The organism is Haloarcula sp. Atlit-7R (assembly GCF_003666065.1).
GTDB lineage: Archaea > Halobacteriota > Halobacteria > Halobacteriales > Haloarculaceae > Haloarcula > Haloarcula taiwanensis.
Genome location: NZ_QXIK01000009.1, coordinates 67496 through 90881 on the forward strand (window position 1 = coordinate 67496; position 23386 = coordinate 90881).

The following is a 23386-nucleotide window of genomic DNA, read 5'->3' on the forward strand; positions in this document are numbered from 1 at the left end:
GAATTAGGTAGGCACGCCTACCGACCGGCTGTTTCAGCCAGTTTGATGAATAAAGAAATCGCGTTCACAACAACTGCTATGACAGTCTAAATGTTGTTTATAGCAATTCTATCGTCTGAGATAGGCTCTCAGAGTGTTAATTGATCCACCACTTCTGATTCATTATCTGAGTTGATTTTGTAACGCTCCCCAGCGTTGGATAGTATCATCATATGGACTGAATAATAATCGTAACTGTTCCATTGTGTAATTTATATACTCAATTGCTTCCATATCCCCTTTTGTTCTCTTGATAATCCAAACTAATTGAGGTAATATTCCTTGGTTTGTTCTTGAATCTATGTCACTCTCCATCCACGCGTCAAAGACAATCTCAAGAGCTCTATCTCCTTCTAATTCAATAAGTACTTCTGCTAATTCTTCGAATCGACCTGGACCATACCAAGAAATCAACAATCGTCTATGGGCGATAGTCTTTTTTAACAAGGATACTGCTGAATCATGTTCACCACGTTGTGCGAGTGACTTTGCGACGGGTGCTGCCACGGAAGGGCGGTAATCACGATATGTTATTATAAACTGTCTTGCTTCCAATAATTCATCTGTTTCGTATTCTTCAAACTCAGTTACGGAAGCAGGTTCCTCAAAAGAGTGAATCAATAGAACTTGATGGAGATCCTCACTGATCGGCTCCGGTTTTGGATCTGGATCTGATGAATAGTCATCCGAATCTTCTTCTTCTGTAATCGTATCCGGAATCGCAGTGCTATATTCCTCTGAAAGTAACTCTATCTTTACCGCTTGTTCTTTTGACAGACCTTCTTTCACATATTCTCCATAGTGCATAAGTTCCAATGCGTATCTCACTAGATCTCCCCAACCATGCTGATCAGCGATTATCGCCGCCCTTCCCAAATATTCAGTATTTTTTGACGAATGAGATCGGGATCGTCGCCATTTCTCATACAAATATAATAACCCTTGGAGCTCTGAATGGTATATCCCTTCAGGGTTTCTTAGTCTCCATTTTCTTAATCGTCGCGACGTACCGAGATTGTGAACGGTTCGAGGTACAGTCTCGTACTCAACCGCGCCATTTTCGAGCAGTATTGACAAAAATTTGAATTCTAAGTGGCTTACACTATCGCCATCAGTAATAGTGTGTAAGAGGTCAGCCCAGTTAACCAGTTGAATTGCTTTTCCAAGATGCCCTTCCCAATCGCCATCAACGGCTTCATCAAGCCCATCCCAAACATCAGAGAGGAACGTATCTTTATGGTAACCGTATCGATACGACCTCTCAATAGCTTTATTGAAGTACTTTTCCGCAAGTTGTCTCTGATCTTGGTGGGCCGCTCTATGAGCTAAATCAAGGAGCTCACGGCTAATTGGCTCATCGGGTACTGCCTGAATTAGATCTTGATATTGTGCTTCCCAGATAGCTGGTAATTCATCTGTTGATTGGAGGTGGTCATGATGATTCAGAAACCCCCTAGCAAGCGTGTCTACGAGACGATTTTCGTAATTATTTGTATCTGCGATTTCTAAAACACCGTCTATTTTATCTTCAGAACCTGATTGTGATACATTCGAGAAATCTTTAATTAAATCTTGTAAAACTGACCGGTATAACATATAATTCGGGTGATTGTCTTCAGGACGCTTGAGTTCCTCGTTCTCCAATATTTGCCGTACTTCGTCAAGCGCATGATTAACCCAGAATGATTCTTCCTCTGAAGAGGAACGAGTGACTGCTGCTCCACCAATGGCTGTAAATTGGTGGAGTCGTGGTCGTTGCTCCGACATTTCTTCGACAAGCTCCAAGATTTCGTCCGGTTCATGATTAGTATCAGCTAACACTGCACCAACATAGAACGCCTCACTGTGCTGTGGATAATCCTCACGGTGGTCCTTTGGTTTAGCAAATTTCCGGTCTTGAATCTCAGCGAGGATCTCCTCTTCATCGTATCCACACAGTAGGAGTGTACGTAAAGCAGAACATGATAGCCCCTCAATGGACGGTACATCATCCACAAGTTCTGTTTGCCATTCTTCTGGAATTCGATGCCAAATCAATTCACAAGCCTCAAGTGTTTTTGAAAGATCATCAAATAACCATCCAGGTGGGTCCGGTCTCTCTTTTAATACATCGGTATTGTAGCTTATTGCCCGAAAAATCTGATACGTGAAGTGTTCATTACTTTTTTCGGTAACAAACACTCGTGCGTGTTCCCAGAACTGGTCAGGATCTAGGTTTTTCACAGCCACTTCGAAATATGCTTCAGGATTCCAGTCACGCGGCTTATCAGCCGCTTCCCAGTTCTCATACCAATCTTGAAGCCAAGATTTGTCCAGCTCCTCAGGCCACTCTTTGGTAATTTCTTGCATTGCTTCCAGCGAAGCTTCACTCCCAGGGGCCTCATCTCTCAACTGATTAGTGAACTTGAACGCTCTCCTCTTATCGCCAATTGCTCGAAAGTATTCTAACCGATTGTCAGCATAAATATCCAGCATGCCGTGAGTTGTTGCCCCAAGGATTGTACAATTGAGGGCAGTTTCATAGTCGATCACACTCTGTGCGCCCTCAAGCGCCAGATTCAAACTTGAGGTTATTTTATTGATGTGAACACCCTCCCGCCACCAATGAAATACATGCTCAACGGTTGCTAACTCACGGAGTGATTCAAGCCCAGGACCCCGTTCGGCATGGAATCGCAATGCGTCCGTATTAGATGCGGATTCTATTTGTTCAGCTAAGTAGTAGTCATATAGAGATTTGTGAATCTCTTCTTCTTGACCCGAATCCAATTTCTCTAGAATAAATTCTCGAAAACTCTCGTGGAAGATCCGATAATGGTCTTTTTCGGCTTCCTCAAGGGTGTGTGAAAGCACATTTTCATCTAGTTTGCTTTTACTTTTCATCCAAGGTAGACTAAGAACATCCACAACGACGTCAGCATGTATCGCAGTTGACCTCGCCGCTTGTAATGAGAGAACATCGCGCAGATGAGGATTTATTGGAGACCAGATCTCCTCATAGTATTCTTCTAAATCACCGCTCACATTTGGTGCTTCTTCGATAGCATTCCGAAGTCCTTCATCTAGATCTCCCCCGGAAGTTTCAGCTTCACTGAGAAGATGGGACAATATCACAGGGAGCCCTCCAGAAACATCTTCGACAGAAGATATTAGAGACTCATCGACCGAAATTCCATTTTGAGTGTAGTATCTTTCAATTTCTTCACTTCCCCACGTGGAAATCGTCCGGGTTTGATCTATCCTCAGAACTGTATACACCTCATCCGATAGTGGTCTCCCGACAAAAATTGGGATAAGTGGATCCGGAAATTCCAGTTGTCCGAGCTCTTCTATGACTGTTCCTTCTGTGTCAGATTTGGTGTTGCTACCAGCAGGTTCTGGTAGGGCATGGTCAATCCCATCTATAATAATCACCACGTTATGGTTGTTAGAAGAGCACCATTCCGTTACCTTGTCCAAATGCGATTGAAGATTGTCTATTCCAGTCCAAATAGGCGCGTTATTTTCGCTGAATACTTCAGGAAGTTTCCGGTGTAACTCTCCAGCTAATTGATCTCGGAACCAACTTGGATCAATTCGATCTTCAGCCTGTGACGGATTATCGTCCGGATCGTAAAGATTGTATCTGACTACCTTAGTACTCTTTAATCCATCAACCGAATTGTGTAGTAATTCCAGTCCAGTTGATTTCCCGCTGCCCGCGACTCCCTGAATGACCGTCCGGCCATCAATATCGACTAAAGATTCTTCCAATTGCTGAAACCAAAACGGTAGGATGCAACCTTCGTCAATGGATAACGATTGAGGATACCTCTTGAGAGACGGAGCAATATTGATCTCTTCCGAGATCGACTTTCGTGTTAGTTTGTGTCCCGGATCTTCTCTTGCTCTTGTACTCAACGTTATAGCTCTCAAAATCAGATCTGATGGAGTATTCACGCGAGGATTCTCTTTTGTCGCGTGGATTGGGGAGACATTTTCTAATATTTGTAAGAATACCTCAGTTTGCTCTAAACCGTGGAACGGGTCACTTCGATGTATCTCATCGATTCCTGGTGCATCAAAGATGAATTCAATATCAATATCCTCATCTGCCGATCCCAAATCCCCTTCTAATTTTTTAGTTTCAAACTCCAAATCTCCAAACAATACCAAATCGCTTGACGTATCGGCTAACTGTATATCTGATTGGCGAGGAGGATTATAGGATGTAAATACAATGAATCGAGATCCCTCATTGATCTCATTTTTGCTTTTAGCGCACTCAACTAATTCTTCAAGATTAAGCCGACCAGAACTGCTATCATCTAAATCTGTCCCGGAAAAGGTATAATCAGGCCCATTTTTGACTTGGAAACAAATTGTCTCCTCATTTCTGTGTAAAATAACGTCATCGAATTTATCATTTCGATCTATGGGGCTCGGACTCTCGATCTCAACTGCTTCTGCTTCATCAAACAATGCAGATAGGAGACACATCCCCCCAACAATATCTTGATAGAGATAGCCTCGCTCCAGACCCGCCAATCCTTTTGAACTCCCGACCATCCTGAATTCCTGAGATTGACTATAATCTTGATTCGTATGGTCATAAATGCAAGTGTCTCTAATACCGACCTCACCTGCCCCTAGGTAGTTGTCCCCCTCAGAACTATCAAAATTGTAGACTATTTTGGGGAGTATAATTTGCGCCCTATACAATCCGAAATTTTAGATAGTAGTTTTACAACTTCCCGTGAATAAAGATATCGTATTCACAACAACTGTTATCGGTGTAATTCTTGTAAATTATCTCTGTGATAACTGCCTTTTGACTCTGGATCTGCGTCATTCGATTTCCGTGCGTGCGTCTCGATTAAGAGCCAGTGGCTCTCTCTAAAGAGCTCCAAAGACAGGCTGGTCGTGATTATCGCCGGAATCAGTGCGAAAAAGCGACTGACTCTTCTGACGGAGAAAGCTGCTTTGCGTAGAGTGAGCGCCGTTAGCCCTTTCTCTCAATGTCGCCCTGGCGTTCTACTACATCAGCGAACGCGACGTTTTCTCTTACATTCGTAATCTCCACGGTCACTTCCTCACCGAGAGAGGTGTCACTCACAATGACGACAAATCCACGCTCGACGCGAGTAATACCGTCGCCTTGGTCGCCAATACTCTCAATCTCGACAGTCCGTCGTTCACCCTCTTCAACCGGCGGGTCCGACTGGGCTGGACGACTGTCCGAATCTGACACGGTAGCATCGTCACTATCGCCGTTGGCCAGTCCCGGTAGTAATGCTACGCGATAGGTTTCACAGCCTTGGACATCGCCAGTATCGACTTCGCCTCTCGGAACCTCAATAACGAAGTTCCCATCGTGCTGCTCAATCTGAGCCGAAAAGAGAGTAAGTAGTTCAGTCGGAATCTCCATACGTAGGTTCTGTAATTTCTTTCTTCGGTATACTTGACTCTACGGTTCGAGATTTGTCGAGAAGCGCTTTATGAAAATACCCGGACAGGCGATACGAGTGTCGCCACTGTGGCCAGACACTTCGGACGAGGCAAACTCATTGTCCGACCTGCCAGACGGACGAGGATCTATGTAGAGCAGTTCGGGAGTTGGAACCGAGCCTTAGAGGCAACCAAATATGACTCGAATCCCGTCTACTCTGCCAATTCGTGCGAATCTGCGGGGATGAACTTTCTGTAAGAACACTACTCTCTCGGATTGACCGGAGCAATATATTCATTCTTCCAGGAGTCACCCTCTCTCCATTGCCAGTAGTAATATCTATAATTTGCATCATTTGTCTTCTTCGTGGTCTTCACCGTGATGTAGGCTCCACCCGGAACATCGCTGTAGTCCTCGGGATCGGTCGAGATATCTCGTTCACTAAGCTCTTTAAGCTCCTCCTCGTCTACTTCTTCCTCAGCTCGACGTTGTTCCAGTTCTGCCTCTCGCTGTCCTCGTTTCCACTCGGCAAGCTCACTTGCGTAGGCCGCTACCGTTTCCAGCCGTTCCGGGGACTGTTTCTCGAGTGGCTCGCGAAGATACTTCGGGAGGTCCGGAGTCGGGGGCCTCTCTTCCATAGTTACCCCACGAGGCGAATACACTTTGAATTTGTGGGGTAACTCGGGCTCACTCTCGTTGTACAGGCACTCTTGCGACTCACAGTAGAGAATATCAATGACTCCCCCTCCCCTTTTGCAACTTGAGCTAGGGTGAGAGAGTGAGAAGAAGTAATGGAGTATAGAGACGCAATCTGGCTCATACAGCGAATTTAGGAAGTTGAAGAGCTTTACTAGCTGATTTTAGTGTTGTTTCTTATTTGGAAAAGATTTAAATATACTAGACTTAAACAATTCCGTAGCATTCAGAAATAACATCACAAACAACAAACAAGTTGTTGTTTTTGGAGAGTCTCTCTAGTTTTATTTACTGTATCAGTATGCATCCGTACCTCCTGTTTTTACTGGTCTAAAACTCTCTAAGTGCCCAAACAACTTTCTTGGCACCTCACTGTATACCTCGCAACTGCTCACTAGCTCAAGTTGCAAAAGGGGGGAGGGGGTTGGACTTTCCTTCTCATCTTGTACGCACTCTCTACTTGCACATGGTGGGAAAGCTTCTTGCAATATGCGCCGTTACCAGATAGTAACATGGTTGAGGAACTTGGAGAACAAAGCGAGCGGCCGTTGTCGATAACGGACCAACTCACAAGTGAGTATAATACTGTCTTCAACAACAAGGACCTCATTGAGCCGGACACGATCGTCGACGAGGACCGCATCGTCGGCCGTGACGAACAACTTAACAGGGTCATCAATATCATCAAGCCAGCACTCCATGGTGACCAACCTGAAGATATGTTGTTGCGAGGCCCGTCTGGAACCGGGAAGACGCTCATCGCAGGGACTGTTGCGACGAAGGCAATTAAAATCGGAGCCTCTCGCGATGTTCAGATGGAATTCGTCGAGGTAAACGGTAAACACAAAAAATCCGAGCACGAAGCTATCCATCAAATCACTCACGCTTTCGAGCGTGAACTTGACCTGGAGTATACTTCCAAGACAGGTGTCTCGACGAGTTCACGTTACGACCGTCTGTTCGACATCGTCGACGAGTATCTCGATTTTGGCATCGTCATCCTTGACGAACTGGACCTCCTCGTTGGCGACAGCCGCAATAAAGACGAACCTCCTGCCTTCTCCGATATTCTCTACAAATTGTCTCGTGCCAAGCGTATCGGAAAGATGGACAGCTCATTTACGCTCATTGTGACCACCAATAGTCCGAATAGCCTCATGAGTGGCCTTAATTCACGGACGGATAGCACGTTCAATCCTACTGAAGTTTCCTTCGCAGATTACAACGCCAACGAACTCCGAGAAATTCTCAGCCACCGCCGCGACGCCTTCTACGAGGATGCTCTCGATGATGATGTTATTCCATACGTCGCAGCGGTTGCCGCCCAGGGAGAGGGCGATGCCCGATTTGCAATCGATTTGCTCCGAGAAGCAGGGAACATTGCGAACCGCCGCGAGATGCAGACTGTCCACAAATCTCACGTCGAGGAAGCGAAAAACCAGGTCGAAAAGAACTATGTCGTTGATGTCATTGAGAACGTCTCCTTCCAGAAGCAGGTGTCACTCTTTGCTGCGGCCGTAGTGAACCTCTACGGACAGACCGAACTTGGACGGTCTGACTATCTCACCGAAATGTCGGCGCCAGCAACTGTGGCGCACACGTTGTACAACTGGATCACTGACCACGAAGACATCGAACAGCGCTCGAAACACAGCTTCCTGCGGTGGATGCGTGAACTCGACACCTACGAGGTCATTGAGCTCAATCGAAAAGGCCGTGGCAACGAGATGGGTGTCTTCGCTGAATATATTTTCCATAACCTCTCTGCAGAGGCAATGGTTGAGACGCTCGCTGACAAGGACAAACGGTTTGCGAACGTCTTGGAAGATGAGGAACTACTGAAATCTGTTGTTCAAACGAATCTCAAAAACTTCTGAAACCGGTTTCGCGTTTCTCTTCTATCTCAATGCCTCATTCATTCTCTGTCTCAAATATCACTGACCGGCTCAATTTGCAAACGGGGTGTGATCGGAAACACCTCTAACTGAGAAGCCACTCACACCACTCGAAAATCGACTTTCATCTCCTAGTCACTCAACTTGCAAACGGGGTGGGTGGGTACTTTGATACTCATCGTGAGAACTGCTATGCTCAATTTGCACATCGGGTGTGTAACTGATTGCAGAAATCGATTGGCACCTCAAGTTGCAGACGGGGTGGATTGGTACTTCGGCCTCTAATGAAAATCACCAATCGCTCAATTTGCAAATGGGGTTACGACCGATCTTGCGATCACGTAGTAGCTCAAGTTGCAGATGGGGTGGGTGGTGACTTTGAGATTCAACGATTTTACATATCCGCTCAGTTTGCAAACGGACCCCCCTACTGTATACTGATCAACAGACTCAACTTGCAAATGGGGGGTGTGTACTGTGTAGTATCTAACAACCTCATCTTGCAAACGGGGTGTCCTCATGGTTGATCGGATCTTCATCAGTGACCTATTATCTAAGTTACCCCACTTATCAAAGTCTGATCGGTTTTGTGGGGTAACTAACCGCAATGGATCTCTCTTTTCCCCGACTAAATCTCACTGGAACCCGACGGCAGAATCGTCGTCTGAAGCAGAGCCAGTCCAGTCGGTATCGCCAGAACGGACATCGGGAGTTCGGTTAGAGGAGGATGACCCACTGGTCACATCGAGGTCCTCGACGCTTGGGAAGTCTCGTAGAGAAATCCTGTCGGCATCTCGCGTTGCCGCATTCCGCTTCGCTTTCGTGACTACTTCTTCGATATCTGCACCACTGAGACCGCGACTCCGCCTTGCGAGATCTGCAAAACCATCTCCCGAGAGTTCGTGTGGAACCCCCTGCAGTTTTGACTGAAAAATCGCGTGACGACTCTCCTCCTCGGGCAGACCAATATCGATATGCGTGGCTAATCGTCCTGGGCGAAGAATCGCTGGGTCGATGTCTTCGGGGCGATTCGTTGCTCCGACAACGATGGCCGTTCGATCGTCTGCAGTGAGGTGAACCAGAAGTTCGCTCGTAATCTTCCGGTCTTCAGCGTGAGCTCCGCCGGCGCCGACATCGCGACCGCCAAGGAGATGTTCGGCCTCGTCGAGGAAGATTAAGCACGGGCCAACCGACTCAGCTTCTTCGAACAACTGACGAACTCGTTGTGGGCCCTCGTTGATCCACTTACTCGTGATGTCTGCAGGACCCAGCTCGACAAATGGGACAGCAAGTTCTCCAGCTAGTGCCCTAGCAAACAGTGTTTTCCCCGTTCCTGGTGGACCATGGAGCAGAACCCCTCTTGACGGCTCGATTCCGAAACGGTCGAAGCGTTCGTCACCTTGAATTGCTGCCTGAATCGGCTGGAGTACCTCATCTGTGAGTCGCTGCTTGACTTCGTAGTACCCCCCGACGTCGTCGAAGCCAATTTCTGAGTTCGCCCAATCGTACTCGAAAGCTTCGCAGTTAGCTGCTTTCGCTGGTGCTCTGGACGGGTGAGAGTGGTGCAGACTCTCGTCTGAACCCGTAGCATTCGATGAGCCAGCTTCATCCTGAGCGGTCTCATTCTCTTGCTGGATTTGTCTGAACTTTTCGTAATCGACGCTCGGTGTTATATGGCGGCCCATAGCATAGTAGTACCCGTTTTTTCCACGCGGATTGTAGTATATCACTGAGACAATCGAGGCGGCAACAACGAAGCCGAGAGCCGCTTGGATCCGAACGTCTGTTGGAACAATAGCTGTGAGGTAGCCAAACTCTGGAACTGGGAGAGAGGAGGTGGCCCACGAAACTGCCTCGACAAAGAGCAACAGTATCGCGAACATCTGATAGACCATTGCGAATGGGTAAAGTCCGATGGCATCCACTGATTTGAACACAGGCAGGCCAATTCCGCCTGCAATAAAGACGATTATAATCCCGAGCCCGAGTGCAATTACAGCGGTCGGTGGAAGATTGAGCCAAGGAGCGACTACCCACATGTGAATAAGCGCTAACGCCGACCACCCGATAATAAAGAACAGCCGGTAAATGCTCCGTTTCTCGTGATCTCGCTCCATGAATCGGTAGGTCACGTACTCAACAGTGACAAATATACCGAGGAAGATGACGACGGAAAGTACGGTGTTGAGGAGTTTCATCGGCTCATGGGGATTATAGATATGTACGTTGAGCGCGTTTATCGAACGACGCGCTCACGGGTTCTACACACACTCTATGCCGTTACTACGCTATAACGTCTTGCTCTATAGGGGTGACCAAGATCGAACCGCCGTAGCTCCAGATATGCTTTCATTGCGTCTCTGATTGCTCACCTCCATCGTCCTTCTCCCATGGGGGGTCAGAAGCCTGGATCGATCCCTCTCTTTGGGTTGCCCAGTCAATGTCGTCTTCGTCTGCTGAATCAGCCAGTTTGTCGTTTCCAGGACCGATGAGATGTGTACCGCCACGCTTTCCCATATTGTACGCTGCGTAGGGGCTTTGAGTCATCGCTCCTGCAAAGACGATTCCCCCGACCTTTCCAGCCTTGAGTCCTGTCTTCCCGACTTGTTTGGTTGCTCGCCCGGTCGTGATCGCAGCTCGTCCTGGAGCCTTTGCCGCAGTCTGTGCGGTCCTAATCTGTTTTACACTCTTAGCCGACTTGGAGGCATCATCTCTGAGTGTCACAGCCTGTTGACCAAAGCTTTGAGCTCTGTCGTTAAGATCAATCGTAACTTCCCCACCAGATGTGCCCTCGTAGGTCACTTTCCCTTCCGCGTCTGGAGTCAGAGTTGAGACTCCTTTCGCTGGCTCTTCAGCTCCCGTGAGAATTCCCCGACTGGATGCCTCAGCGATATCGAATTCACCGTTTTGGTACGCCTCAGTCAGGAAGTCGCGGTTTGCATCTGCCTCGTCGGCGGCAGCAAGATTCTGGTTAATTGCTCTTCGATGATTATCGATACTCTCCGATCCAATTGCTCTCCGAGCGCCACCCAGTCCACTACTCTTCGCCTTCGAACCTAATTTCTTCGCGGCTGAACCAGCTTCCTTCGCGTGTGAACGTGCCGCGTTCACGCCCGGGGCACCAGAAATCATCCCGGCGACGGATCCCTTTCCTTTAGATATGAATCCGGGTGCGGAATCGACACTGTCCTCGACAGCCGATTCACGCGTCCCTAGCGCATCCGAGATACTACTTCGCATCGTGCCACCGATGGTAGAGTTCCCAGTCGAGGCGGATGGATCAGACGCGGTACCACTGCTGCTGGCGGTACCGGCTCCGCCACCACTACCACCACTCGCCGCTCCAGTTCCAGAACTGGAGGCACTGCTAACAGCCGCTGAACCAGCGCCGGCACCGACAGCAACTGTTCCGACGCCAGTGGCTGCGATTGCGGCGGCCACTGTCATGGTGAACGCTGCGTCAATACCGAGTGGCTGGCCGGCCCAGCCGATTGTCTTCCAGATCACGACGAACAGGATGATCGGGAAAATCAATGCGAGCGCTGCTGAGACATAGAACTCAGCAAGGTCTCCGCTCGGAGCCAATCCACCTGTTGCAATCACGTTGAATACGCGCATTACGAGTGCGATTATCGGTCCCACCAGCAACGCGTAGACACCCATGCGGAGCCACGTCGAAGCAAAGCCACTCACAGATCTCATCGGGCCCCAGTTAGCATACCAGAGGACGGCGAAGAAGGGTGCTCCCACAGCAACTGTAACGATGATGAACTGCCGAAGTACCAGTAGCAGGGAGGCGACAATCGTTCCGATGAACATCAGCGGGACAGCTGCCAGTAGCGCCATCGTTTCGACCCCCATCCCAAACGTCGACCCCCATTCTCCTCCGACATCTGCGTTGAAGCTAAGCAGAAATGAGTCGGGAGCGAGTGCATCAGTGATGACGTTCGATGCCTCGATGAGGAATCCAAATAGTGGCTGCGAGATTGCGATGAAAAACAACACCGCGACTAAACGGGCAACCATGTTCCAGAGGGACGCTTCCGAGTCTTGACTGAACGGCATCGCAATCAACCCAGCGGCGATAAGAATCGGCAGTAACGCTATCGAGAGTTCAAAGACACTATCCCAAGCGCCCGTGACTGCCTCACTCGTCATGATTGCTGGATCTATATTCAACAGCGGAATCATGCCGTAATCGAACATGGCATTGAGCGTGTTCAGCAGACTCGTGTGGAAGAACTCGACGACCGCTCGGACGATCGCGTCGGGCAGCCAGCCCAAATCCAGCACATCAGCCATTGTACCCCTCCCTTGGAATCGGTGTATTTCCGGTTGACAGGCGATCTCCCGTCCACTGTCGGAACATCTGGCTCATCACGCCTCCGACGCCATATCGTCGTCATCTGCGTCTTTCGGCTTTTCTGGATATTGGCTATCAGGGTCGCCGATATTGGGTTCCATTTCCACTGTCAGTTCCTCCTGATAGTCCGCTTCCATCGCCATCTGAAGGTCCATATCCCGATTCATCACGTGTGGAAGGTCGGTCATATCGAGGTCGTCGTGAAGGTCGATGTTACGGGCATGACTCTCCCCCTCGGCGATGTCGACGCCCTCGACGCCCGCGAGCCAGTCCCACGGGTCGAGCGCGTCATCGAGGACCGTGTGTTCGAACGGTCCGCTCCGAATTTCGAGCCGTCGGCGACCGTGAACACTCGTCGCGAGCAGACACTCCGAGTAGTCGGAGTCCTGTCCACGGGCCGCTGTCTGGATGAAGCGAATCTCGTCAGCAGATAGCCCATAGTACTCGGCGGTTTCCTCCGAGACGGATTCAGCGTAGAACAGACACTTCACGTCGCAGTTCTCGTACACCTCGCGGCGCTCAGGCGTCCGAACGAACTCGTGGGCTGTCTGGCTCATCAGCGTCAGTCCTGCCTCGTAGTGGCGGGCGTGTCGGATGTAGAGGTTGATCAGGTCTCGTGCAGCTGGTCGTCCCAGAAGGTAGTGTGCCTCGTCAAAGGTCACATCCACCTTGTACGGCGAGCGCTTGGCCTCGAGGTACGCCCACGAGAGCATCGCATGCAGGATGAGCGGCATCTCGCCTGTGTCGGCGAACGAACTCATGTCCATCACGACTAGCCGCGAGGAGAGGTCGAGGTTCGTCTGCCCGTTCAGATTGTGGTTGATACCGCCGGGTTTGAACGACTCAAACTTTGGCTGGAGTGAGGTCGCAAGCGCGACGTGGTGTTCGGTCGGGGAGACGATCGTGTCCGAGAACGGGACACCCTTCGCAGCCGTATTACTGTCGGATTCCTCATCGAGTTCGTCGTCGAACACACCGAGGGCTCGGAAGTGTTCGACCTCTTCGTCGTCGATGACGCCGGCCTCGGTTGCGGCTTCGATACCGCCGGTCGCGATGACGTTAACACCCCGAATCAGGTCGTCGATGATTGGTGACTCGTTGCCGTACGTGTCGAACTCTCCGAGGATGATGCCCTTCGAGAGATAGGCGTAGTGGGCTGCCTGAATCAGGATGCCCTCCTCGCCAGCAGACATCCCGTCACGCTGTTCGAGGTGCGTGTTCAGCATCTCGATGACAGACCGGATCGTGAGAGCATATGTGTCCTCTCCGCCTTCGTACTCGGCCTCAGCAGGCGGCGAGATGTCCAGCGGATTCACCGTGTAGTTCCCACCGAAACGGATTACCTCGCCGCCCAGCGACTGAGCGAAGCGCGGATAGTCGTCGCCGGCGGGGTCGAACAGAATGCACTGGACGTTCGGATCGCCGAGCAAGCGACGGTAGATCTCCATCTTCCGGAAGTAGCTCTTACCCGACCCGGTCTTACCCGAAATTGCCATTGAGTGTCCCGATAGAGCGTACCGGTCGAGGATGACCGGCCGCTTCGTATCGTCGAACCCGAACAGGACACCCTCTGGGTCGTAGATAGAGGGTTCGACTAGATTGAAGAACGTCCCCAGCGCTTCGAGCTGGATCGGATGGCTGTTGTTGATCGTGTCGGTGGCGAGTGGTGCGACGGAGCCCATCGCATCCAATTGTTGGTGTTTCACCGGACTGAGGTCGACGTCCTGTTCTGCGAGGATGGCTTCGACGCGGTCGAGCATCTCGTCCAGTTCGTCCTGGGTATCTGCGACGAGTTCGAGATAGATCGAGACATCGTAGAGCTTGGTCGTCCCTCGGATGGTACTCTGCAGGAGTCGCTCGAGGTCCTGTCGTTCGAGTTCGTCCTGGTAGGTATCCGTCCGGCCGCGTTTCTGCTTCACCGCGACCGAAGTAACGGCTTGCGTGTACCGTTTCTGGAGTTGCCGACGAACGTCCTTTGCGGCCCGTGGCCGAACGTGCAAAGAGAGTCGCAGATCGACATCTGCGAGCGTGAGTGGGACGAGCCACCCCAGTCCAACCTTTCGGGGGAACGAGGTGACCGTCAGAATCTGTGAGATTCGGTCATCACGGATTTGGAACTCCGGATAGTCCTGTATGACTCGCGGTGCGATGAGTCGCTTGTCGAGTTCGCCACGCTCTTTCATTGTCTCCATCGGCGTCGCGAGGTCGACATCGTCGGCCTGGAGCTGATAGGCCGCCCATTCGATGTTCTCGGTCGTCGTCTCCTTGCCGAGGAGATTCAGGTAGTCGAGAGCGTGTTGTGTTCCTTCACCCGACAGGCCATCTATCGGGAGCCGTTCGTCACCGTCTTCCGGTGCATCGTTACTGAACGCGTGCGTGATTCGATTGATCATCTCTTACCCTCCGGCTCCGGTAGAGCCAGAGTAACCGCCTCCCGGTGAAGCCCGGGTAGCTCAGACATCTGCCTCCTCCGTCGGAGATTCGTTTTCCTGACTGTCGTCTATTGTCCCATCCAGATCCTCGAAGTGTTCGAGAACGCTTCTGCGACCGCGCACAGCGAGCGCAACACCGACGACGAGGAGTAACAACCCAACTGCATAGACCTCGATTACGAACGCCGTCGACGCCGTCGGCGTACTATCCCACTGAGAGGGGTACGCCTGACTGAACAGGTAGACTGCAACAGCGGTCACGCCGACACCGACGAATCCAACAATGGTCGCTCGCTGGCTCGATGGAAGTAGGACAGCAAGGCTCAGCAGGAAGGTTGGAAGGCTTCCCGCTGCGAGACCGAAGGAGGCCTCGCGGACGGCCCAGTAGGACTCAGACCCAGGTTGTCCGCTCCCGAGGAATACTCCGAGTGCTGTCACTGCGAATAGGAGGCTCGCAGTGAACAGCCCAACACCAGCGTACACCGATAGCGGCGAGTGATAGTTCGTTCCGCGACCGATGGGACCGACGGCTCTCGCGTACCAGGCGAGAATTCGTGAGTTGTCGACCTGTTCGACGTACTCTGTCTGGACCCGCCCCTCATATGGGAGGTCGCCTGTCGTCTCCGGTCGCGCCTCGGGATCCTCGTCTGGTTCAAGCAGTGTCGCTTCTCGATCAGCGCTGTCGAACGCTTCTTCGAGATCCAACTGTTCGCCCGTCGCTGGATCACTCAGTGTCTTCTCATCGGGCTGGGTGAAGACGCTATGCTCGAAGGAGATCGGTGGCTCCTGGCCACGATAGACCTGATAGAGGACATCAAGAACATCCGCTCGATTATCGAGAATCGAGGTTTCGACGCGAGTCCGGGGGAGCTGTGAAGCGACTCGCTGTACGCGAGCCCAGACCTCGTCCAAATATTGGTCTTCGTCGTCGACGCTCTTCGCACTACCACCGAATGGGAGTGCATCCGCAACCCCGTCGAAGCGACCGCCCTTGTCGTCCTCTCCTTTCATGACCGCGACGGCAACGAAGAATCGACGATCTCTGACATTTGCGAGCTCGATCGTTCGGTCGAGCCACTCCGCGTGAGCCACGCGCCCGTATTCGAGGAGCGTTGAGTCAGCGACGTGGTCGATATCTGTCTGAGGAGTCGTGCCCGTCGCAGCGACGCCCCCGTCAGTGGCGTGATCCTCGACGACGTCGTCGGATAGCTCTTCGCCGTCCTCTGCGGGGATGGCTGTCGCTTGTCCCGTCGGCGCTCCCAGCGCTTGCGGACCGATGAAACGTTCGAGGTACTGGTCCCCGTCGAATCGGGTCGTCAGCGTGAGGAACTGCGTCGGGAACTGCAATCCCCGCAGGAACGTCATGTAGGAAATATAGAGGCTGGTCCGTCGCTCTTCCGAGAGGGTCAGCCACTCGCGGGGATCGATTTCGACGAGCATCGTGTATGCTGTCGGCGTCTCGATAATCCCGCCATCTCGGACGTTCTCGAAGTTGAGCAGGTCGAGCGTGGATTGCTCGCCACCACCTGTACTATTCTGTAGATTCATTCCTCATCTCCCGGCGCCGGACTGTCAAAATCGGGTCGCGTTGCATCGAGGACACCTTGGTAGGCGAGATCTGTTCCACTGCCACTCGCTGCGTGATCTGCCCATCCCGGCGGTCGCGGTTGGGTGAGCCAGTCGTCTTGGGTCTCTCCAATACCGAGATCGCCATGTTCCGGGTCAGGGTGGCGCCAGACGTAGACGTTCGATCCAGTCTTGAAACGGAATACAGCATGTGCGTACCGAAGCGGTCGCTGGCCGGGCGGCGTCTTAACGAATATCAACCCGCCGATCCCGATACCGATGACGAACAACGGGAAGGTGAACAACAGCGGGAAACCAACCGTGTATAGGACGGCACACGGCGCTAATGGGATTGCCAGCGATTCTGCGAGCCGTGTAATCGAGAACCCGAGGAACTTCGACTCTAGAAGATTGCTCGCGACTGGCACAGGGTCGGGCATCTATTCACCCTCCGCGTCGTCACAGGCTTGCTCTTCGGTCGGAAGCACGCCGCCGTCTTCTAATCGCTCGGCTCCCTTGATCAACATCCCGCGCCAGTTGACGCCATGATGTTCGCGAACCGCGTCTAACTGGGCGAACTGCTCGTCGTCCTTGATGATAATCCTCGTCGACGTCATCGCTCCACCTCAACCGGACTGAATTCATCCACGGATGGGCGTTCGTGATCGACTCCGTTGTCGAGCGTTCGCAGCGCCCCCCGTGAATCGAACAGTGAGGCAGCCCCATTTTGATCCCCAACAGAGCTATCTGGACTTTCGTGTCTGCCAGATTCAGGGAGTTCCTCGCTTCTTTGACTGTCGTGCTGGTGTGACCGATCGGTCGTGGAGGCTTGGGAAGATGCTGTCGCAGCATCGCCTCTATTTCGAGCGGTGAACCAGTTCTCCCGCCCTTCGAGGCGCTTGGCCCCTTGCATTAGCATCCCACGCCATTGCACGCCGTACTTGTCTCGGATCGCTCTGAGTCGGTGGTACTCGGTCTCGTTTCTGAACCGAATCTCGATTTCAGGCATTCTCGACTCACCACCCTCAGCTGGCACACTCGACTAACGAGTCGGCACTCAGGAGCGAAAGTTCGATAGCAGTCATGACTGGTAGCAGCGTTCCGGATGGAAGCGATAGGACTGCCCCAGTTGTGGGTACTGTTTGGTAGTGCATCACACCAGCCATCGGTGAGGCACCCATTTGTTTATTTCAGGAATGCGTATGGCGTATTCCTGCGCACAGCGCACTGTTGCGCCAGGAGCAAGCGTGCGATTTCCGCATTCTTGGAGAACTTTTCTCACGGTACTGCCTCCTCGATAGCGATGACTATGCCTACACCTTCACCCCTTCACCTCCTGCTGCCGTTCGGTGGCGAACTTCCTGATCTGATGCTCCCGGTTACGGGACCACTGACAATCCCACTGGAACGATTCCACATCGCTGGTGATGTTTTAGGCTCATTCGCAGGCCTCGGTTGGCTGTATCTCTCCGCATTCCAGCTGTCGAGTCCGGAGACAATATTGGCAGTCGTCGATTTCAGCTCGATGCTGGATTTCCCGCCGTGGACAGCGACAGTATTCGTCTACGCCGGCCTCGTCCTGCTAGTACTGGGTATGATGGCCTGGCTCGGGAGCCACAGCCTCTATCGCCGTGCGTGGGGTCGACGGCTCGCGATGTCTGGCGGCGGACTGTTCGTCGTCGGGACCGCCTTTCGGACGTTCGTGGACCTCTTACAGTATGTCCTCGGGTAACTCTCGTGAGGGCCGTTCGTCTGATTCGAAACTACGCCAAGTAGCCCGTGATATGAAACGACTGAGGCAGCTTTTAATCCATTCTGTCGGGACATTCGCGAAGAAACGGCTCGTCGTCGCCGGCATCACTTTCCTCTTAGTCTCCAGTGCGGTCATTGGAGCAGCGGCAGGCGATCTACTCATCCCCAGTCCAGAACCTGGCGTCGAAAGGGACTACGACGACACGTTTCGGGTATTGGCGAGTAACGACCCCGACCCTGGTCGGGGATCCAGTGTCGTTCAGGTCTACGAGTACAGCGAGAACGGCACGATCAGCGAAGTCAACCGGACCGTAGGTACCCAGCCGGTCCAACTCTGGGACTCGAACATCCAATCACGCGATGCACTGCTTATCGCGAACGAGTCCGATATGTACCAATCCGGCCTCAGCGGATTTGTTCAAGTACCCTACCGGGACCAGTGGACGCCCCTTCGAGACTGGTGGGGAGGAGAGTTCCGCATTCTCCCAATCTATACTGGTGACCCGAGTCGAGCCACGAGTAACGACGGCCAGTACACCGTCGAAGTCCGACACCCGAACGGCTGGTGGAATCCGGTGTACAACGCAGATGTCGAACGCGTCGACGGCGAACTCACCGTCACGAATACAGACGAGGCGCTCGTTCTCTCCTCGTACTACAGTACTGTCATCGACCGCAAAATCCAGATCATCGAGTCGCTGCTTCAACACTCCGAAATGGCACCCAGTGACTCTGCAGCGCGAAGTACCTCTGTCGTGCCTACACAGAACGGCGTGGAGGTATTCCCAACCACCGACGGCGCGGACGTTGACCTTCAGTGGCAGTCGGGCTCTCATTCGCTTGTCCGTGATGCGTATGTCGGCAACATCGACGTTATCCCCGGTGTCTGGCACGACGGTCGGTACGTCACCCAGAGCCAACAACTCACTACGTATATCCCGTGGGATTACCGCATAGAGGCGCCAGCTGATTACAGCGAGAGCGGAAGCTGCACCGTCACTCGTCGAACCGAGGAGGGGAACACGACGGTTACCTCCAACGGCACCGCCTCGTTGACTCGCTGGGCCAATTACCGGATTATCGACTCGAACGCGTCGGTTGTGAACGTCACAGCGGGTAATATCAGTCTGGACAGGACCCAGCCGGGAATGTGGACGACGATGAATTACACAACCTCTCGGCCACGGCACCTCCCGCCAGGAAACTACGACCTCACTGCCACTCTTCGAATCGAGGTCGAGATGGAAACTCACTACGGCGTCTCTAGTACGGAGTGCTCCGAGTGGAACACGCGACAGACGGTCAACCGAGTGGTCGAACTCGAATACTCTGTCCCCATTGAAACGGTCAACAGCGACGACCTCTCTATCGACATCCAAGTGTACGACCGACCGGGCCGAGATATCGTCGCAGTGAACTGGAGCGGCGAGCAGGGTCTCGCGGCCGGTGCAGCTGCCTGGGAGGATATCGAAATCCAGATCGGCGAGAAGACAATGTACGTTACGGCGCCATGGCGATTCTACTCCGTCGCTCGGAATACGCACGTCGAGGAGCGAACCCAAAGTGGGCTGACTCAGGTCGAGGCCTCACACTCGTACGACGGGGCGTACCCGGCGATGCTTCGATATCGGATGAGTCCTGCGAGCGTAGGCGTTCTCGCTGAACAATCTGCAGACCAGCGTATCTGGTGGGAGACGACATACGCCGCTCAGAACCGATCTGTTCCGGCAGCGTCGTTACCGAGTACCATCGTCGCCCCCGAGAATACGGAGCCGACCTACCTCTACGACCAGTACGCAGGTATCCTGAAAAGCATGGACCGCACGATGGGCGAGACGGTAAGTGCTCAGGCGGGCGACGTCTGGGGGCTCCCCGTCGATACTTCTGTGAACGTCGTCAGATATCAGGCGTCGGAACTCACAATCACGATGAATCATAGTGCCGGGACGGCCGAGGTGTTCCTCTCCGATTCTGCAGGGAACCCAATCCCGAACCGACTGGTGAGTCTCGATGGAGCCAGCGTACAAAACGTGACGACGGATGCGAACGGACGGGCAACAGCCGCTGTCTCAGGGACACTGGTTCGTGTTCACTTTGCGGGGGATGACTGGCGCGAGTCTCGTTCCTCGTACTACATGGAGGCTCGCTCCTATGGCGTCTCGCCCGCGTCATTCGTTGCAGGGAGTACCGACCTCTTTGGCTATCTCGACGCGGCGATTTCGAATACGGTCGTCTTTGTTGAGTGGTTGGTGCTTGGAATCTTCGCACTGTTCTGGATGCGGTTTATGCGTGAGAAACCTGCTTGACGGTGTTTCTCTGAACTGAGATTCTTTTAGAATGTCTGGGGCGGTTCGACTACACTGACACGTCGACGAGCCGATCGCTCAGTACAGCCCAACGCTTACACAGTCCAGTCGTGAATGGGAATCGTGGGAGATTGTTTCCCTGAGCTGCCCGATGTCTGTCCTGACTGCGGTGCAGTAGACGCTTACACGAAGCGATTTGTGACAGGCGGAGGATGGCGACCAGTATACCGATGTGAGAACTGTGGACATCGGCACACGCCGCAGAAAACAGATTAGCGGTCGATTGGCACACGTAGTTACCGTACAGCGAAAGTCTATAGCACTCCGCAGAAAAGTTGACAACATGCTTGAGCAAATACAGACAAGCCCTCTCTTCAGTCTTCGTAGGGGGGTATTCACGTACACCCTCGCATTTCTCATATCTCTCAGTGATCTGTGGTTCACCAATATTCTCGGAATTAGTACACCAGAAGAACTCCTCGTTCAGACACTTCTTCACGGAACAGGTTTCTATCTCGGTTTTACTCTCGTCACCTTGTTTAACATACCAACTGAAACCACAAGCTGAACAACTCGCAAGCCTACCGAACGGTTAAATCATTGTAGTTCGGCAGAAACCATCTGTGTGATCGTTCTATGAAAGACCCTTCTATCGAACAGTCAGATCCCGTAGATGCCTGCAAAGACAGAGAATAGAGTTCCTCCCATCGAGACGCCAATCATCACCAACCCCCAGGTGACTCCGCGATAGCCACGAGTCGAGGTTCGACCGGATTTTGAGCCACCAGCCCACAATGCAGCCCCTAGCGAAAAGCAAGCCAGACCCAGATAGGACAGGATTCCTGACGCTGCTTGGGCTATTGGGAGAAGTCTAGAAGTCCCGATCGCCCCGTAAGGCCAAGTCGATGGGAGAAACCCAGTCCCTCCCATGATGAAGGCTACGAGATCATAGAATGCGTTGATACCGAGGATTGCGACGAGAGCGGCGGCGGCTCCGATCATCATTCCCCGATAACGGATTGACCGCCGTGAGTTTGATTCCGTGGTGAAGAAGCCGATGATTCCGACGACGAGGAAGATCATCGCCAGATATCTGGCCGTCACCTCTGCGACAGTGAACAGCCGAAACGCTGGGTCAATGAGTTCAGAGACAGACGGCATTGTTCCTCCTATTCAGTTACTGGGAAGCAAAAACACTCAGAATGTGCGTAATCCGCACTTTCACACGATTGTAGGGATATCTGCATTTCAATGCAGGTCGTGCCATTCAAAATTCATAAAACAGATACTGATAAATACATCCGAGGAGTAGAATCACATTGCGGCAGATGAGTACACTAATCAGTATAAAACCAACCAGAGTGGACTACTGAAGGCCTTAGGAGGGTGCGGTAAGTCCACGGCGTTCTGAAATGTTGGCATCCCGATTCCGGGATTGCTGAACAGTGTCTGTTTGCCGTTGATCTTCTCAACTAGCGTAGCCCTCGCCAACGGTTCCGATATCGTGGCCTTGCTGTGGAATCTCCTGGTATTCGGGCACGTTAGTTCAGTTGCTCTTCTGCCTGCATTGAATAAAAATAGTAAAATCATTCAGTTCCACTTGACTTGCAGGATAGCTGGCAGTTATATGGGTTGACCAGACATGGTCATGTGGACACACTACCCTTCACTCAATCAGCTCCCAGCCCAGTGTGTCCATTCAATTGTCAGAGGCAACCAAGTGGCCCCTCCTGACTCCGAGGGGCCATATTACGTCTGTACTGACCGAACATGGGGAGTAAATCAACACTCTGAAAACCATTCTGTGGTGTCTTCTGCGAAACCTCAAAATTCGGGATGTAAGTCGCGTATCGGCCGATGACGGCTGTCCCCCACTCTGTCGATGGCAGAATGAGGAGCTAGACGCGACCTCGTTCGAACGTTCTGTACTGCGCGTTGAGTTCTTCAGCCGAGGCGAACTCTATCTCATCGAGCAGTTCGTTCACTGCTTGGTCGTAGGACTGTCGGTCGAGGAGGTTTCGGTTGCTGTACGCCCGAAGGCGGTCGCGCGTTCCTTCTTTCACAGGAATCGAGTATCGGCTCATCGCGATTGTCCCCGCTGGCTGTTCAGCCTACCCCTTTTAGTGGTATACGGCATGGTGGTCACTCTTGTTCGACTACAGATCGGGACCGCAACTACTTGCTCAATCTGTGTGGGTATGTACCAAGCATAACTGTTTCGCTTAATGCCCCCATAGAACGCATATATTGCCGAAAATCTGCGCACCTGTGCGCCCGCCGCAATCTTGCGGCCGCTGTAAGATTGCGAAAGCCGCATTCCTGAAACTAATATTATAACTTCCAGCTTACGCCCGGTGTGCAATGACGAACCAGCACACTACAGCCCCTGACACAGATTCGAATAGTATCCGCCGTTTCCGGCGAGTCCGTGAATTCGAGAGCCTTCTCGTCACCGCCTTGCTCTCGCTGATGTTCTTCGTCAGCCCAGCAGCCGCACAATCGACTGGCCCCACCGGTGGGTCCGGTGGTTCTGTCGCTGGCTGGGAGACGATTCTTACTAATCTCTACGACGTTGTCTACACGACGCTCCAGTACGCTGGCCTCACTGTACTGGTACTGGGAATCATCGTCTGGCTCACTGCCCGGACGAACTCTCAGCGCTCCGAGACGGGAATGAAGCTGACGCTCGGCGGCGGTGCAATGGTCATCGCGTACTTCGGCCTCGGCGCACTCATTTCCCTCCTCGAATTCATCGCAGGGTGAGCCCGACGGCCCCAGAACGTGATTCCTTTCGAGGCGCCTCGTGACCGGATTTCATACCGCCGTTGCGGTGTACTCCATCCATCGAGACCAGCGCTTTGTCTAGTCGGTGGAACTGCTTCCCGGCTGGTTGCTCCACAGCATTGCTC

General features: G+C 52.4%; 16 protein-coding genes. 4 read left to right on the top strand and 12 right to left on the bottom strand.

The annotated features are described in order from the left end of the window. Nucleotides 1-162 precede the first annotated feature (162 nt). The 3 genes from D3D01_RS23485 to D3D01_RS16525 all read right to left on the bottom strand — a co-directional run bounded on the left by D3D01_RS23485 (nt 163) and on the right by D3D01_RS16525 (nt 6105). Nucleotides 163-4587, bottom strand: coding sequence for a hypothetical protein (locus tag D3D01_RS23485; protein ID WP_147439940.1), 4425 nt, complete (start codon nt 4585-4587; stop codon nt 163-165). 433 nt (nt 4588-5020) lie between these two features. Next, nucleotides 5021-5446 (bottom strand): TRAM domain-containing protein, encoded by a 426-nt coding sequence (locus D3D01_RS16520; protein ID WP_121512986.1) that lies wholly within the window; start codon nt 5444-5446, stop codon nt 5021-5023. Nucleotides 5447-5730: 284 nt separating this feature from the next. Beyond that, on the bottom strand, nt 5731-6105 hold the full coding sequence (locus D3D01_RS16525) for a hypothetical protein (protein WP_121512987.1): 375 nt from the start codon (nt 6103-6105) through the stop codon (nt 5731-5733). Nucleotides 6106-6675: 570 nt separating this feature from the next. Here D3D01_RS16525 and D3D01_RS16530 point away from each other — a divergent pair. Further along, nucleotides 6676-8040 (top strand): Cdc6/Cdc18 family protein, encoded by a 1365-nt coding sequence (locus tag D3D01_RS16530; protein ID WP_121512988.1) that lies wholly within the window; start codon nt 6676-6678, stop codon nt 8038-8040. Nucleotides 8041-8693: 653 nt separating this feature from the next. On the opposite strand, the gene D3D01_RS16535 is transcribed toward D3D01_RS16530, so the two are convergent. From D3D01_RS16535 to D3D01_RS16560, 7 genes are all read right to left on the bottom strand, one after another. Next, nucleotides 8694-10256 (bottom strand): ATP-binding protein, encoded by a 1563-nt coding sequence (locus tag D3D01_RS16535; RefSeq protein ID WP_121512989.1) that lies wholly within the window; start codon nt 10254-10256, stop codon nt 8694-8696. 151 nt (nt 10257-10407) lie between these two features. Then, on the bottom strand, nt 10408-12360 hold the full coding sequence (locus D3D01_RS16540; RefSeq protein ID WP_121512990.1) for a hypothetical protein: 1953 nt from the start codon (nt 12358-12360) through the stop codon (nt 10408-10410). Nucleotides 12361-12435: 75 nt separating this feature from the next. Beyond that, nucleotides 12436-14814: a VirB4 family type IV secretion system protein gene (locus D3D01_RS16545; protein WP_199725415.1), complete on the bottom strand. Its 2379-nt coding sequence runs from the start codon at nt 14812-14814 to the stop codon at nt 12436-12438. Between the two features lie 60 nt (nt 14815-14874). Further along, nucleotides 14875-16401, bottom strand: coding sequence for a hypothetical protein (locus D3D01_RS16550; RefSeq protein WP_121512991.1), 1527 nt, complete (start codon nt 16399-16401; stop codon nt 14875-14877). Continuing rightward, the gene (locus D3D01_RS16555) at nt 16398-16859 is read right to left on the bottom strand and encodes a hypothetical protein (RefSeq protein ID WP_121512992.1); all 462 of its coding nucleotides are present in this window, start codon (nt 16857-16859) and stop codon (nt 16398-16400) included. Before D3D01_RS16555 ends, D3D01_RS16550 begins: the two co-directional genes overlap by 4 nt. After that, nucleotides 16860-17036, bottom strand: a complete 177-nt coding sequence (locus tag D3D01_RS23750; RefSeq protein ID WP_158600489.1) for a hypothetical protein — start codon at nt 17034-17036, stop codon at nt 16860-16862. Continuing rightward, nucleotides 17033-17428 carry a hypothetical protein gene (locus tag D3D01_RS16560; protein ID WP_121512993.1) on the bottom strand — a complete coding sequence of 132 codons (396 nt, stop codon included), beginning with the start codon at nt 17426-17428 and terminating at the stop codon, nt 17033-17035. The genes D3D01_RS23750 and D3D01_RS16560 overlap by 4 nt, the downstream gene beginning before the upstream one ends. Nucleotides 17429-17722: 294 nt before the next feature. On the opposite strand from D3D01_RS16560, the gene D3D01_RS16565 reads away from it, so the two are divergent. Next, a complete protein-coding gene (locus D3D01_RS16565; protein WP_121512994.1) occupies nt 17723-18151 on the top strand; it encodes a hypothetical protein in 429 nt (142 codons plus the stop codon). Nucleotides 18152-18203: 52 nt separating this feature from the next. Further along, nucleotides 18204-20477: an Ig-like domain-containing protein gene (locus D3D01_RS16570; RefSeq protein ID WP_121512995.1), complete on the top strand. Its 2274-nt coding sequence runs from the start codon at nt 18204-18206 to the stop codon at nt 20475-20477. A gap of 660 nt (nt 20478-21137) precedes the next feature. Here D3D01_RS16570 and D3D01_RS16575 read toward each other — a convergent pair. Together D3D01_RS16575 and D3D01_RS23490 are read right to left on the bottom strand one after the other, a co-directional pair. After that, a complete protein-coding gene (locus tag D3D01_RS16575; RefSeq protein WP_121512996.1) occupies nt 21138-21638 on the bottom strand; it encodes a hypothetical protein in 501 nt (166 codons plus the stop codon). A gap of 737 nt (nt 21639-22375) precedes the next feature. After that, complete coding sequence (locus tag D3D01_RS23490; protein WP_147439941.1) at nt 22376-22561, bottom strand: hypothetical protein; 186 nt, start codon at nt 22559-22561, stop codon at nt 22376-22378. A gap of 277 nt (nt 22562-22838) precedes the next feature. On the opposite strand from D3D01_RS23490, the gene D3D01_RS16580 reads away from it, so the two are divergent. Further along, nucleotides 22839-23240, top strand: coding sequence for a hypothetical protein (locus D3D01_RS16580; RefSeq protein ID WP_121512997.1), 402 nt, complete (start codon nt 22839-22841; stop codon nt 23238-23240). Nucleotides 23241-23386: the final 146 nt, after the last annotated feature.

Excerpts from the sequence above, each read along its gene's own strand:
- D3D01_RS23485 (WP_147439940.1), bottom strand. The coding sequence starts at position 4,587 with ATGGTCGGGAGTTCAAAAGGATTGGCGGGTCTGGAGCGAGGCTATCTC.
- D3D01_RS16520 (WP_121512986.1), bottom strand. The coding sequence starts at position 5,446 with ATGGAGATTCCGACTGAACTACTTACTCTCTTTTCGGCTCAGATTGAG.
- D3D01_RS16525 (WP_121512987.1), bottom strand. The coding sequence starts at position 6,105 with ATGGAAGAGAGGCCCCCGACTCCGGACCTCCCGAAGTATCTTCGCGAG.
- D3D01_RS16530 (WP_121512988.1), top strand. The coding sequence starts at position 6,676 with ATGGTTGAGGAACTTGGAGAACAAAGCGAGCGGCCGTTGTCGATAACG.
- D3D01_RS16535 (WP_121512989.1), bottom strand. The coding sequence starts at position 10,256 with ATGAAACTCCTCAACACCGTACTTTCCGTCGTCATCTTCCTCGGTATA.
- D3D01_RS16540 (WP_121512990.1), bottom strand. The coding sequence starts at position 12,360 with ATGGCTGATGTGCTGGATTTGGGCTGGCTGCCCGACGCGATCGTCCGA.
- D3D01_RS16545 (WP_199725415.1), bottom strand. The coding sequence starts at position 14,814 with ATGATCAATCGAATCACGCACGCGTTCAGTAACGATGCACCGGAAGAC.
- D3D01_RS16550 (WP_121512991.1), bottom strand. The coding sequence starts at position 16,401 with ATGAATCTACAGAATAGTACAGGTGGTGGCGAGCAATCCACGCTCGAC.
- D3D01_RS16555 (WP_121512992.1), bottom strand. The coding sequence starts at position 16,859 with ATGCCCGACCCTGTGCCAGTCGCGAGCAATCTTCTAGAGTCGAAGTTC.
- D3D01_RS23750 (WP_158600489.1), bottom strand. The coding sequence starts at position 17,036 with ATGACGTCGACGAGGATTATCATCAAGGACGACGAGCAGTTCGCCCAG.
- D3D01_RS16560 (WP_121512993.1), bottom strand. The coding sequence starts at position 17,428 with ATGCCTGAAATCGAGATTCGGTTCAGAAACGAGACCGAGTACCACCGA.
- D3D01_RS16565 (WP_121512994.1), top strand. The coding sequence starts at position 17,723 with ATGACTATGCCTACACCTTCACCCCTTCACCTCCTGCTGCCGTTCGGT.
- D3D01_RS16570 (WP_121512995.1), top strand. The coding sequence starts at position 18,204 with ATGAAACGACTGAGGCAGCTTTTAATCCATTCTGTCGGGACATTCGCG.
- D3D01_RS16575 (WP_121512996.1), bottom strand. The coding sequence starts at position 21,638 with ATGCCGTCTGTCTCTGAACTCATTGACCCAGCGTTTCGGCTGTTCACT.
- D3D01_RS23490 (WP_147439941.1), bottom strand. The coding sequence starts at position 22,561 with ATGAGCCGATACTCGATTCCTGTGAAAGAAGGAACGCGCGACCGCCTT.
- D3D01_RS16580 (WP_121512997.1), top strand. The coding sequence starts at position 22,839 with ATGACGAACCAGCACACTACAGCCCCTGACACAGATTCGAATAGTATC.